The organism is Buttiauxella warmboldiae, assembly GCF_003818135.1.
Taxonomy (GTDB): Bacteria; Pseudomonadota; Gammaproteobacteria; order Enterobacterales; family Enterobacteriaceae; genus Buttiauxella; species Buttiauxella warmboldiae.
The window spans coordinates 1-13,115 of the sequence record NZ_RPOH01000064.1 but is presented as its reverse complement, the minus strand read 5'-3'; the positions used below and the strand labels follow the sequence as shown (position 1 = coordinate 13,115).

Here is a 13,115-nt window from a genome sequence, read left to right as displayed (position 1 = left end):
TAACATCAATCTATATTCTGCAAAGGAGAATGGCAAGATGAAATTCCACTCTTGGTCAGTGATTAGCTGGAGCATGCTGGTTATGATCCCCCCCGGCTATGCCGCAGCGCCGGATAAATCTGGCCAGCAACCGGTTGAGACAAAAGAAGAGGTGTTAACGGTTGAAACGACGGTCAACGCGCGGTTTGTGCCGGAATCAAATCGAAAAATTCCTTTTACCGTCAATCATCAGGACAACCTTGCTCTGGAGCAGGGGCAAATCAAAGATGGACAAAGCCTGCTATGGCAAACACCGGGGCTGGCACTAAACACCGACGGGCAAAATCCCGAATCCTCCATCAAGATCAGGGGAGTGGGCTCGGTTAACCAGGTCAGTAACGATGATACTTCGGTTGTTACCATGCTAAACGGCGTGCCGGTTCCGGTGGGGAACATCACCAGCCGCCTGCTGGATATCGAGCAGGTAGATATTCTGAAAGGACCACAGGGAACGCTGTTTGGACGCAACAGCGAGGCGGGAGCAATCAATGTGACGTCAAACAAGCCAACTAGCTTATTTACAGGCCATATTGGTGGTGAATGGGGAACCCGTGGGCATGCTCTTGGCGAAATGGTGGTGAATGCACCGCTGACCGACACGCTAAATAGTCGCGTGGCATTACAGTACGACCGCAAAGATGCCGCGTTAAAAAATGAGCAGGACGGTAATCGGCCACTTAGCCATCCGCAGAATCTCACTGGCCGAGCCAGCCTCGGCTGGCAGCCGGGCGAGCAGGACAGCCTGCTGCTAACTGTCGATCATCAACGCCAGCGCCATAATGCCGTGGGCATGACGCTGTTAGATGGTAGCGACAAAATCAGCCTGCCCAAAGGCTCAATGGACGACTGGGGAAACGACACAACCCTGACCTTTAACTGGCAGCACCGCTGGGATGAACTTCAGCTCACCAATGTCACCGGCTGGGGGAATTACTACCACTCCTCCTCAGGGCCGACTATTGATGCGCGTACCAGCCAGCGTCTGTATGGCACCCACTATAATTCATGGCGGATGTTCAGCAACCGGCAGAAACAATTTTTTCAGGAGCTACGTCTGGGCTCAACGGCCGGCAGCCCTCTTTTCTGGGTATCCGGCATAAATTATATCCACTCCGGGCGTACCCTACGACATAACGGCGGCTGGAATGAGATGCCCGGATGGGAGAGCGACCCGATGAATGCGCAATTTCAACGGCGTTTTACCAACAACAGTTTTGCCCTGTTTGGCGAGACAACCCTTCCCCTCACTAACCGGCTGGATTTAACTACCGGCCTGCGCCACACCTGGGAAAAATTAGCTTATCGCGCCCGCTGGAATGCCAATCCGAACTATGCAGGCCAGGGCCCAACGCAGCAGAACGATAACCAGACGCTGTCTGAACGTTATTTCACCGGCCGCATTGGCCTGAACTATATGCTAAGCGATGACTGGAACCTTTATGGCTCATGGTCCAGGGGGCACAAATCGGGCGGATTCAGTAACTGGGATACCAGTATTGCCAGCGGAGAGCCTTCCACCCCTTATAAGCCCAGCACCATTAACAGCTATGAGATGGGCGCGAAGGCGCTGATTTCATCGCTTAATCTGGAGCTTAACCCAGCGCTGTTCTACAGCCGCACTCATGACGATCATTACTATACTTTGCTCGACCCCAGCCGCAGTTTCGCCACCGTCACCGAAAACTTTGATACCGAAAGTAAAGGTGCGGAGTTCTCCGCCACCTGGAGACCTGACGCTGACTTGATAGTGAAAATGGGCGTTGACTACACGCTGGCAACGCTCACTCAGCTCCCTGAAAACAGCAAGTCTGGCGGCAAAAAGGGCAACCGCATTCCTGATGTACCGCGTTGGGGGGCCTCATTCGCCACGGATTATTCGCGTCCGATGCAGCTGGCGAACTTGCCCGTGGTGTTTAACGCCAACCTAAGCTATCGCTACGGCAGCCCGCGTGAGGCTGATATTGGCAATAATTTCGAGCTAGGTGAAACCCACTTGCTTAACACCCGCCTGGGTTTCAAAAGTATCTATGGCGATGTTTATCTATGGTCCACCAACCTGTTAAATAACCGCAGCCCGGTTTATGGATTCTATTATCCGGCATTAGATCCAGCTTATGGCGGTACGGGAAAGGATGCGCATGTCGGAACAGTGAGAGAAGGCCGGGCGGTGGGAATCAGCTACCAATATTATTTCTGAGCATTTAACAGAGTTAGTTTCATTAATCACAGGATGAATAATTATGCTGACAATTAGATATAGCAAGTTAATTTTACTGGCGGCCGTTTCGTTTTATGCCACGCTGGTTGCCTTTGGTAATATTACTGACTACCAAACAAATTTTGATTTTGTGCAACATGTGCTGATGATGGATACTATTTTTCCCGATGCCACGATAAAATATCGGGCCATCAATAACCCGATGTTACATCATCTATTCTATTTGATAATCATCATCACTGAATGCGTCATCGCAGCAGCTGGTTGGTATGGCAGCTGGATGATGTTATGCGCCCGTAAGCAGTCAGCAAAAACCTTTAACCATGCAAAACGCTGGGGCGTGATAGCATTAACGCTTGCTTTTATTCTCTGGCAGGTCGGATTTATGTCGGTAGGCGGGGAATGGTTTGGCATGTGGATGTCAAAAACATGGAATGGCCTCAATGCGTCCTTTCGGATTTTCACCATGGTAATCCTTATTCTGATTTACCTCATCATTCCGGACAGAGACGAGAAAAAACCTGAATCAGCATAAAGTTAAAGATTATTTATGTGATTTCTGCCACGCGGCTTACTGCGTGGCAGAAATTATATTCTGAATTATTTTCCTTCACTGCTGCTGAGTAATTTATCAATGGTAACGGCGACAATAATCAATGCCCCCATAACGATTTGCTGGTAGTAAGTTTGCACGTTCATCAGGTTCAGAATATTACTGATCACGCCAATAATTAGCCCCCCCACCACCACGCCAAAGACGCGCCCGCGGCCACCAAAGAAACTGGTGCCGCCAATAATGGCTGAAGCAATCGCAAAGGTTTCAAAACCAATACCTGCATTGGGTTCAGCGGCAGCGGTGCGTGCCACGGTAATAACACCTGAGATCCCCGCACAGATCCCGGAGATCATAAATACAACAAGCGTGTGATATTTAATATTGATACCAGAGAACCAGGCGGCCTGGGCATTGCCACCAATAGCATAAATATTACGACCCAGTTTTGTATGGCGAGTAATAAACCAAAGAATTACCGCCATCACCAGTGCAATAATGACCGGTACGGGAATAGAAAACAGGTTGCCCGCGATAGCATCACCAAAAGCAGGATCGAAACCAAAAACCGAACGAGCATCTGAAATAATCAGCGTCAATCCGCGGTAAACGGCCACGGTTCCTAACGTGATAATAAAGGGATGCAGCCCGGTCATGTTAACCAAAAAGCCATTGATCAGCCCCAATACCGCGCCGAGCATCACCCCACCGACGAGAATCGCTATCCAGACAGGACAGCCAGCCATCATCATTTGCGCGGTAACCATACCGGTTAACGCCAGAATAGATCCGACGGAGAGATCGATACCTGCAATCAAGATGGTAAAGAAGACCCCGCAGGCCAGCAGTACCATCACCGAGCTTTGCAGCAGGATCTGGATTAGGTTGTCACTGGTCAGGAAATATTGCGGAGAAAGAATACTAGAAATAATAAACAGACAGATCAGCACGCCAACAATACCATATTCCTGCCAGAGCGTCGAAAAGTTACGGGAAGGATTATTCACTGCCGGTACAATCACATTTGATTTACTCATAAAGCACTCCGTAATCACAATGCTGTTCAGCACGCGGTAGCCGCATGCATAATTTTTTCTTCCGTTGCATCTTTATTATCCAGACAGGTGACTATCTGCCCATGACGATAAACGACGATTCGATCGCACACCGATAAGAGCTCTGGTAATTCAGAGGAAACCATAATAATTCCCCGACCGGCGCTGGCCAGCTGCCGCAGAATGGCATAAATTTCAGCTTTAGCACCAATATCAATGCCGCGTGTGGGTTCATCAAAAATAAACAGATCGCTCTTTGCTGCCAGCCATTTTGCAATAATCGCTTTTTGCTGATTCCCACCGGAAAGTTGCGTTATCGACTGTTTCGCTGACGCACAACGTATATTCAGTGATTTTTTATACTGTTCACCTAACGCTTTCTCTGCCTGATAATCAAGTCTTCCCAGAGAGAGTACATGGCATGATGATTTCACGTAGGGCAGAATGGATATATTTTCCGCGACGCTAAAATTATGGAAAAAGCCGGTACGCCGACGATCTTCCGTCACAAAAGCGATACCTGCACGGATGGCATCGGTTGGGTTTTTAATGTTCAAGGGTTTACCGTTTAACGTCAGCGTACCTGCGCGTTTAGCCCTGACGCCGAAGATAGTTTCCATTAATTCACTACGGCCAGCCCCCATTAAGCCAGCAAAACCCAGAATCTCGCCGCGGTGCAAATCGAATGAAACGTTATTGACCTTGCCATCTTTTGAAGCCAGCGAATCAACTGCAAACACCTTCACGCTTTTATCAACATTCAGACCGTCAGGCCGGGCATGGCTGAGTTCACGCCCAACCATGCGGGCAACCAGCGTTTCAACAGGCGTGGTTTTGGCGTCCCAGGTCCCCACATAACAGCCATCTTTGAGAACAGAAACGCGATCGCCGATAACGGGAATTTCTTTTAATTTATGGGAGATATAAACAATCCCCATCCCTGAGCGCCGTAAGTCATTAATAATGGCAAACAGCCTTGCCACCTCTTCATCATTCAGGGAAGACGTTGGCTCGTCCATAATAATAACGCGGGGATCGTCCACCAGCGCTTTGGCAATTTCAACCTGTTGCTTTTCGGAAATAGAGAGTTTGCCAACCAGCGTTTGTGGCGGGTGATTCAGCCCAACACGCGCCAGCGCTTTTCTGGCTTTATTGCGCATAAATGAGCGGTCAACCACGGGAATACCCAGAATCTTTTTCGTGGGTATACTTCCGACAAACAGGTTTTCCTCAATTGACAGATAGTCAATAACCGACAATTCCTGGTAGATAAGCCGGATACCAAATTCCCGGGATTGCGTTGGCGTTAGTGTATTCCAGGCATTATCGCCGAGCACTATTTCGCCAGAGGTCGGCGCGTAAATACCGGAGAGGATTTTCATCAGCGTCGATTTACCGGCACCGTTTTCCCCTAACAGGACATGCACTTCACCCGCTAAAATATCAAAAGAGACATTTTGCAAAGCAACGGTGCCTGCGAATTTCTTAACGATGTTATTAACCGTAACAAGCCGGGTCATAATCTACCTCATTGAATCCAGGTAACCTCATCAGGGGATAACAATGGGCACAGCCGGGTGAGCTGTGCCGCTGCTGTTACTCGTCAACCCTGCCATCTTTAGTCACAATGTAGGTATCTACAGGTATAAATTTAGGCTCGGCTTTTGGGTCCATAGGGACTTTGTTATTGACGGCATCCAGCAGCATAGTCAGTCCCATTGAACCTATAGCCTGCGGGTTCTGGGCAATGGATGCCGTCAGCTCGCCACGTTTGATCGAGTCACGAGCCTCAGGGGATGCATCAGTACCTACAACCATCACTTTGCCCAGTTTCCCGGCATTCTTAACTGCCTGTACCACACCCAGCGACATCACATCATTGGCAGAGTAGATGGCCCGAATATCCGGATAACGCTGTAAAATATTTGCCGTCACGTCCATCGCTTTTACGCGGTCCCAGTCACCGGGCTGGCTTGAAGCAATGGTGACTTTACTGCTGCTTTTAAGCCCGGCTGTTACGCCACTTTTACGCGTTTCGCTGGCAAAATACCCCGGTTTACCTTCGATGATAGCGACTTTCCCCCCCTCTTCGCCCAGCTGTTTGACTATAAACTTGCCCGCCTTTTCTCCTAACATCACGTTGTCAGTGCCGGTATAGCCAACGATACTACCGCCAACGGAACGCAGCTGTGGAATATCGACTTTCTCATCAATATTCACCACGTAAATACCTTTCTTATTCGCTTTAGCAATGGCTCTGACCAGGCTTACGGGCGACGTTGGCGCAAGGGCGATGCCCTTATAATTCTTATTTATTGCATCTTCCAGAAGGCGCAATTGCCCTTGCGGATCGGCATCGCTGGCAGGAGCAAAGAAATCAACGCTTACGCCGCGTTTTTTCGCTTCTTCTTCAACACCTTGTTTCACCGAGAGGAAAAATGGATCGGAGAGAGATTTGAGAATCACGGCAACATCTGCCGCCATAGCAGCCTGCGACACGGCGGATAACAGCACGCAGGACAGAGCAACGTTACGTAATTTCATGGTGCATTCCTTTTGTTATTGTGACGTTCAGAACCGGGTTCGGGGTTAAAATTATTGCGCCAGAAATATTTCCGCTTCCAGCATGGCGCACAGGCAGTGGTAGACCACCAGCGTGTATTCCTGGATACGGTAGGTTTTGTCCGCAGGCAGGCAAATCACGCAATGGGCTAAGCGTGCGATTTCTCCCCCCTTACTCCCTGTAATGGCAACCGTTTCCATACCGCAGACTTCAGCAATTCTGGCGGCGTTCAGCACATTCTCTGCGTTACCAGAGGTGCTTAACGCCATCAGCACGTCGCCCGCTTGACCATAGCCGTAGACCTGCTGGGCATAGACCATATCTGCTGCAACATCATTGATAAACGCGGTGCTAAAACTGGTGTGGCTTACCAGTGAAATAGCCGGTAAAGCCCCCTGAAGATGGCTGGCAAGATAGTCTCCGCGATCGGGCCAGGCCGCTTTGATTTTTTCCTGAACGCTGGCGGGTAGCGTCCGTGGCAGCACGAACCCCTTCATCAACTCTCCGACAATGTGCTCACAATCGGCAGCACTCCCCCCATTACCACAAAGCAGTAGTTTATTTTGCTGTTTAAAACAGCGAACCAGAATTTCCCAGGCGTTGACAATCGACGGTTCACAAACCTGCAATGCAGGCGTATCAATGAAAGTTTTATGCAGAATCTGTTGGGTTGTTGTTTTCATCAGGACTCCAGCTTAATCATTAAGCGCTACCGCAAGGGCTGCAAAATCACCCACGTTATCACCCAGCTCTGCCGGGACTATCTGACAAACGGAAAGCGAGGATGCCAGACATTCACGTTGCAAAACGGCCTGGGCGGAAGGCCAGAGCAGCTGGCGACAGCGAGTAAAAATCCCACCAATGACAATGACTTGTGGATTAAGCATATCAATCAGTATCGCCAGCCCCTGGCCCAGTGACTCACCACTTAACGCAAAGATTTCTTTTGCCAGCAAATCTCCTTCCCTTGCAGCATCAGCAACGAGGCGTGCATCGAGTGCTTCAAGCGCCGTAATATCAGAGCAGAATGAAACGGACTGCCCCCTCTGGAATTTTTCATAAACTTTACTTTTAGCCAGTTGAGCAATGCCGCCGCCGCTACAAAACCCCTCAAACGATCCCATCTTGCCGTAACCCACTGGCCCAAAGCTTGCGAGGCGAATGTGTCCAACTTCACCCGCCATGTCATTACTTCCCGAATAGAGCTTGCCATTGAGGATCATCCCCGCGCCAAGTCCCGTGCCAAAAGTTAAAAACACCGCATTTTCATAGGCACGGGCTGCGCCAAATCGCCATTCAGCCAGCGTGCAGGCATTGGCGTCATTTTGTAATTTTACCGGCACATTGAAACTTTCTTTGAGGATCTGGACAATCGCAATATTATCCCAGCCAATTAAATTTGGCGGTGATAATATAACACCGGCTCTGGCATCAAGCGGACCACCACAGCTTATTCCAATGGCGTTAATATTTTCTTCTCTTAATGCATTCTGGTTAATTATTTTTTTAATCGATGACTTTATTTCATCAATCACCTTATCAACGCATGCAAAGCTGGCCGTACCAAAAATAATTTTATCAACCAGTGACACCCCTGCCTCATTAATCATACCTAATGAAATGGCACACTTGGTCCCACCAATATCCACGCCTATAATTCGTTGATTCATGACACCTCTGAGAAATATCAATTAATAAGCCACCGCGCTACTGATACGGGATGATTGTTGAGGTTACCGCAAGATTTATATCGCAAAAAAATAGTTAGTAAATGTAGTTTACTAACTAAATAACCTTTTTTTAGCAATATGTGATTAACATCTCAACACAAAAATAGTGAACAAATAAAACCATATAAATCAAAATTTTATAATAAATTCAGTCATAAAAATCTCGTTTACCATGGGTTAAGCTTCACCTGAGGAAGGATGTGAGGATAGAGTTAGCGATTAATTTCAGGAGGAGGAATATTGATTACGGGTATGTTATTCTTCGTTGGAATGACGAAAACCAGCGCCAGGAAAAGGTAAAGCATGATGCAAGTGAAGAAGGGAATGAACCTCAATGACATAAAGGAAAACAATCGCCTTTCTATTCTACGACTGCTTGCAACCCATAAAATGATGTCTCGTGCTGAGCTCGCCCGGCACACAGGTTTGACAAAGATGACATTGTCAAACCTGATTCAGGAAATGATTGCTGAAAATCTGGTTGCCGAGTCTCAGCAGCTTTCTGATGACTATCAAACCGGACGTAAACCAGTTTTATTGATGATAAGCCCTGAGTCATTTTGTATTTGTGGTGTTTTAATTCGCAGGGATAGGCTAACGCTGGTGACAGGTGACCTCGCGGGCAATATTATTGATAAACAATGTGTGGATTACCCCCAGGAACTTAATAATGAAAGTCTTGCAGCTTTAATATCCGAACATTACCTTAACCTGATAAAAAGGACATCCCGCCCAATCATTGGCATTGGAGTTTCTTCTATAGGCCCGCTTGATGAAATTCGTGGTCTTCTTTTACATCCCCCTGAGTTTGGTGATGTCAGCAACTTTGACGCCGTGGGAATACTCAAGGGCTTAACCCACTCACCTGTTTTCCTTATTAATGACGCTAATGCCGCCGCGCTGGCAGAAAAGCTCTACGGGACAGGGAAAAATATCGAAAATTATCTTTATATCCATCTAATGAACGGCATCGGGGCTGGTCTGGTTTTAAATGGCAAAATGCATACCGGCAATATCGGGCAAAGTGGTGAAATCGGCCATACCTCAATTAATTTTGAAGGCCCGCTCTGCGCCTGTGGTAGCCGCGGCTGCCTTGACTACTACACCAATATTCACAACCTTCGCAAGCGTATTACTGCCCTCAGGGAGCTGAATCTCTCCTCTCAGTTACTACAGCAAACGATGCCTTCTTTAACCGACATCATTGATGCCGCCCATCGGCAAGATCCGCTGGCCGTTTGCGTACTGGATGAGTTTTGCCGCTTTCTCACCTGGTCCCTGACCAATGCGCTGGCGCTTATCGATAGCGATTTCATCATTGTCGGTTATGAACACAACGTGCCGGGTGATTTTATTGAAGAAACCCTGATTCGCAATATTAGCCGTTCGCCTGGCTTTAATGAAAATCGCCAGGTGAAAATTGTGCATTCGGTTTTTGGCTCCAGCGCACCGTTGGTTGGCGCGATTGCCATCGTCAGTGAAAATATTTTCAACGGTAATATTAAGCTTTAAGTGGAGCCTTGAACTTTACCTGACGGGCCGGGAATGAATCCTGGCCTTTGCGAATTGTGCCAAACCAGGCGGGCGACAAGTCCGTGCCGCAATCAATAATCTCTCTTTGCCTACCCATTTATCGCAGCAAGCCGGGTATGAGTGGGTGTATCTGCGTGTTGCGTCTCCAGCTTTGCATTGCTACCCAATAATGATAAAACAATAAGTTAAACACCCCATTCAGACTTCACCCGCTGCCGTCGGTATTATTGATACGAAAATCGGCTGAGATAAGGTATAAAGCCGCATGAAAATCCCAAATCGAATCCAACCTCTGGTTATGATGGCCTGATAGACGATGTGCTGCAGCGCCTGAAAAGCGGCAAAGAAGCTGACGTCTACACCGTTTTATGCGGTGATCAAATTCAATGTGCCAAAGTGTACAAAGAGGCTACGCAACGTAGCTTTAAGCAGGCCGTGCAGTACCAGGAAGGGCGTAAAGTCCGTAACACCCGTAATAGCCGTGCCATGCAAAAAGGCTCAAAATTCGGACGCAAGCAGCAGGAAGAGTCCTGGCAGACGGCGGAAGTCGATGCGCTATTCCGCCTGGCTAACGCCGGGGTACGCGTCCCGCAGCCCTATCTGTGCATTGACGGGGTGCTATTGATGGAACTGGTGACTGATGCTGAAGGGGCGGTCGCGCCACGCCTTAGCGATGTCACCCTGACGGAAGAAAACGCCGTTGCTGATTTCGCAACGATGATCCGCAATATCGTGCGCATGCTGTGTGCCGGTATTGTGCACGGTGATTTATCAGAATTTAACGTGCTGCTTGATGCGCAAGGCCCGGTGATTATCGACTTGCCGCAGGCGGTGGATGCCGCCGCCAACAACCATGCGGAAACCATGTTCGCACGTGATGTGAATAACATCACCGCCTATTACGGCCAGTTCGCTCCGCAATTGCTGCAAACCCGTTATGCGAAAGAGATCTGGATGCTGTTTGAAGACGGCAAGCTAACCCCGGAAACCCCGCTAACCGGCCTCTTTGTCGAAGAGAAGCATGACGTGGATATGGATTCACTGCTGGATGAAATCACCACGGCAGAAGATGAGTATTACGACCGCCAGCGGGCAGCAAAAGAACGCGATCAACAGTACGATTGATAAAACCATTGATAAAACCGCAGGGCGGGCTCGGTGATGGATTGCACCGGCGGAATGGTGTCTGGCGGTACTTTAGAGGCAGAGTCTGCCTGGTTAACCTGTTTATATGATGTCTTGCTGGTCGTCACGGTGCACACAGTGACGTGTGATGGTAATAACGGTGGCAAAGCATAAACAAACCGTCTTTACAGGTTTTTTATTGCCTGTGACCCTGTAGTTGCCTACACAAATGTAAATACAATGGAGCCACGCATATGGCAACTATGAACATCCGCATTGATGACGATTTAAAAGTGCGTTCTGGTGCAGCGCTTGATGCATTAGGCATTACAACCTCCGAAGCCGTACGCCTGGTCCTTGAGTACGTTGCGCAAAATAACCGCTTACCGGTGCAGGTCGCATTACTGGCAGACGAAGATGCTGACATCATCGAACTGGCGCGTGCTCGCCTGGCTAATCCGGGCAAACGGATACGTGTAAAACTTGATGACCTATGAAATTGAATTTTACGAAGACGCTTTCGAAGAATGGCACAGGCTGGATGCCAGCATACGCGATCGGTTTAAAAAGAAGTTAGCGAAATTGGTCGAAGACCCACACTGACCCGCTAACCGACTGCGGGGGCTTGAAGGTTGCTACAAAATAAAGCTCCGCGCCGCAGCTGTCCGTTTAGTTTATAAAGTCGAGGATGGTGAGTTAGTCATATTGGTAGTGGCGGTCGGCAAATGAGATAAAAACGCAGTTTACGACACCACCTACGAACGACTGTTCACTCCGAGATAGTGAAGCGATCAACACAAATCAGACTGTGTTCTGTATAGCGTTTGCCGATCGTTGCTCTGCACACCTTCCACCAGCGACTCCCGCTCCAGGGCTTTTAGCGCTGTTCTTGCCGTATTGTCAGAAATTCCCAGGCTGACGGCTATCTCAGCCACAGAAAACAGCTTGCCCGGCGTCGCGCTCAGGATGTTCAACGCTGTGATCTGGCGGGGAGTAAGTCGCCCCAGCGCGCCGGACTCAAATAAAACTCTATCCAGTGCGGCACGCCGCAATACCAGCCCTTCAACGTGTGCCAGATAACCTCTTACCGCGCGGGTAATAACGCTTGCCTGGTATTCCAGGAAATAGGTTAAATCCATGCCGTCACGCTCGGTGTTCTGGTAACTATGCGCATATTTCACCGATGAGGCGTGCAATAGCGTGCTGATCGAGATGTATTTGAATGCAGCATAACCGTGCCTGAGCATAAACCAATAGAATAAAGCCCGGCTGGTGCGCCCATTGCCATCCCTGAATGGATGCTCATGGGCAATCATAAAGTGAATGGCGCACGCCTTGATGAGCGGGTGGATATAGGCCCCGCCGGTGTCGTTGACAAAGTCACAAACCATCTGCAGCCGTTCCGGTATGGTGTCGGCCTTTGGTGGCTGGTGGACAATGTTTCCATCATAGTCGGCTATCACAACATCATCGGTTTGCCGGAACGTGCCCGGCGTGTATTTGTCGTCATCGATGCCGTCCATGCCCACGGCATGGAAGTGCCGGATCAATTCTACGGTCAACGGCTCTTTAAGGTGTACAGGGATTTCGGCCATTAACCGCGCATTGCCAGCGATCATGTGCTCATCTTCGGTACGGGGTTTACGCCCGGTATCCAGCATGTTGCGCGCCACCAGCGTGGTTGTGTTAGCGCCCTCAAGCTGACTGCTGGTAATCGGTTCGTTTAGCAGCAGCTCGCTCAACTCAGCGCCTGCGCCTCGTAATGCCGCGGTTTGCTGGTTTAATGCCGCCTGGCTGGTGGCGGTATCCACCAGGGCACACGCTTCGGCAATGCCCGGCGTGATGTAAAACCCGGCCTGTTCCCCGGCTTCGTTATGGAAGTTAACCCGCTGTAGCGCGGCATCTCTCGCCCGGCGCGTGAGAGTCCAGGCTAGTGCAACGTCTTCCCCGCGCTTTACCCGGTGACGAAAATCGCCAAATGGCAGATAGCGCCCTTTGCTATCCAGAAGGCGGCTGTAGTGCTGGTGGCTCTGAAATTGTTCTTCCGGGATGCCGGAAAGCGGCAAAAGCGCGGGCGGCTTCATCAATCTACCTCAATTTATATCATTATTGAGATAGTTTAGCCGCTGGGGCGGTGTTTTGCTATTACCCTGGTGCGCTATCTCAGCGGGCAGGAGGTGAAATCGGTCTACGCCGTCGGGCAGAAGCGCCTGCTGGCCGCCCGGGGTATCGACACCCGGGACAGCGTGCAGAGCACCCTGCTGATGGAAGACGGCAGCTCATGGGTGGTGGAAAACGG

The 13,115-nt window shown here is 49.5% G+C and carries 10 protein-coding genes and 3 pseudogenes; 7 read left to right on the top strand and 6 right to left on the bottom strand.

All coding sequences use genetic code 11. The features are described 5' to 3' along the window. Nucleotides 1–37: 37 nt before the first annotated feature. Nucleotides 38–2,236 (top strand): TonB-dependent receptor, encoded by a 2,199-nt coding sequence (locus EHN07_RS14760; RefSeq protein ID WP_124024852.1) that lies wholly within the window; start codon nt 38–40, stop codon nt 2,234–2,236. 46 nt (nt 2,237–2,282) lie between these two features. Next, nucleotides 2,283–2,792, top strand: a complete 510-nt coding sequence (locus EHN07_RS14755; RefSeq protein ID WP_167467321.1) for a DUF2165 family protein — start codon at nt 2,283–2,285, stop codon at nt 2,790–2,792. Nucleotides 2,793–2,857: 65 nt separating this feature from the next. Here EHN07_RS14755 and alsC read toward each other — a convergent pair whose 3' ends face one another. The 5 genes from alsC to EHN07_RS14730 form a co-directional block, all read right to left on the bottom strand. Beyond that, on the bottom strand, nt 2,858–3,847 hold the full coding sequence (gene alsC / locus EHN07_RS14750; RefSeq protein ID WP_124024850.1) for a D-allose ABC transporter permease: 990 nt from the start codon (nt 3,845–3,847) through the stop codon (nt 2,858–2,860). Between the two features lie 26 nt (nt 3,848–3,873). Further along, a complete protein-coding gene (locus EHN07_RS14745; protein ID WP_124024849.1) occupies nt 3,874–5,385 on the bottom strand; it encodes a sugar ABC transporter ATP-binding protein in 1,512 nt (503 codons plus the stop codon). A 76-nt stretch (nt 5,386–5,461) separates the two neighbouring features. Next, nucleotides 5,462–6,409, bottom strand: coding sequence for a D-allose transporter substrate-binding protein (gene alsB, locus EHN07_RS14740; RefSeq protein WP_124024848.1), 948 nt, complete (start codon nt 6,407–6,409; stop codon nt 5,462–5,464). Nucleotides 6,410–6,460: 51 nt separating this feature from the next. Beyond that, nucleotides 6,461–7,111 carry a D-sedoheptulose-7-phosphate isomerase gene (locus EHN07_RS14735; protein WP_124024847.1) on the bottom strand — a complete coding sequence of 217 codons (651 nt, stop codon included), beginning with the start codon at nt 7,109–7,111 and terminating at the stop codon, nt 6,461–6,463. 12 nt (nt 7,112–7,123) lie between these two features. Then, on the bottom strand, nt 7,124–8,119 hold the full coding sequence (locus EHN07_RS14730; protein WP_208647000.1) for an ROK family protein: 996 nt from the start codon (nt 8,117–8,119) through the stop codon (nt 7,124–7,126). 342 nt (nt 8,120–8,461) lie between these two features. On the opposite strand from EHN07_RS14730, the gene EHN07_RS14725 reads away from it, so the two are divergent. From EHN07_RS14725 to EHN07_RS14710, 4 genes and pseudogenes are all read left to right on the top strand, one after another. Further along, nucleotides 8,462–9,670, top strand: a complete 1,209-nt coding sequence (locus EHN07_RS14725) for an ROK family transcriptional regulator (RefSeq protein WP_124024846.1) — start codon at nt 8,462–8,464, stop codon at nt 9,668–9,670. 286 nt (nt 9,671–9,956) lie between these two features. After that, a pseudogene (locus tag EHN07_RS14720) lies at nt 9,957–10,816 on the top strand (PA4780 family RIO1-like protein kinase). A gap of 254 nt (nt 10,817–11,070) precedes the next feature. Further along, on the top strand, nt 11,071–11,313 hold the full coding sequence (locus EHN07_RS14715; RefSeq protein WP_124024845.1) for a type II toxin-antitoxin system RelB/DinJ family antitoxin: 243 nt from the start codon (nt 11,071–11,073) through the stop codon (nt 11,311–11,313). Beyond that, nucleotides 11,303–11,545, top strand: a pseudogene (locus EHN07_RS14710) (type II toxin-antitoxin system RelE family toxin). The gene EHN07_RS14715 and the pseudogene EHN07_RS14710 overlap by 11 nt, the downstream one beginning before the upstream one ends. A 62-nt stretch (nt 11,546–11,607) precedes the next feature. Here the strand turns inward: EHN07_RS14710 and EHN07_RS14705 are convergent. Continuing rightward, on the bottom strand, nt 11,608–12,900 hold the full coding sequence (locus EHN07_RS14705; RefSeq protein ID WP_124024844.1) for a Fic family protein: 1,293 nt from the start codon (nt 12,898–12,900) through the stop codon (nt 11,608–11,610). A 63-nt stretch (nt 12,901–12,963) separates the two neighbouring features. Between EHN07_RS14705 and EHN07_RS14700 the strand changes: the two are divergent. Next, nucleotides 12,964–13,115, top strand: a pseudogene (locus tag EHN07_RS14700) (Gfo/Idh/MocA family protein); the annotation flags it as partial.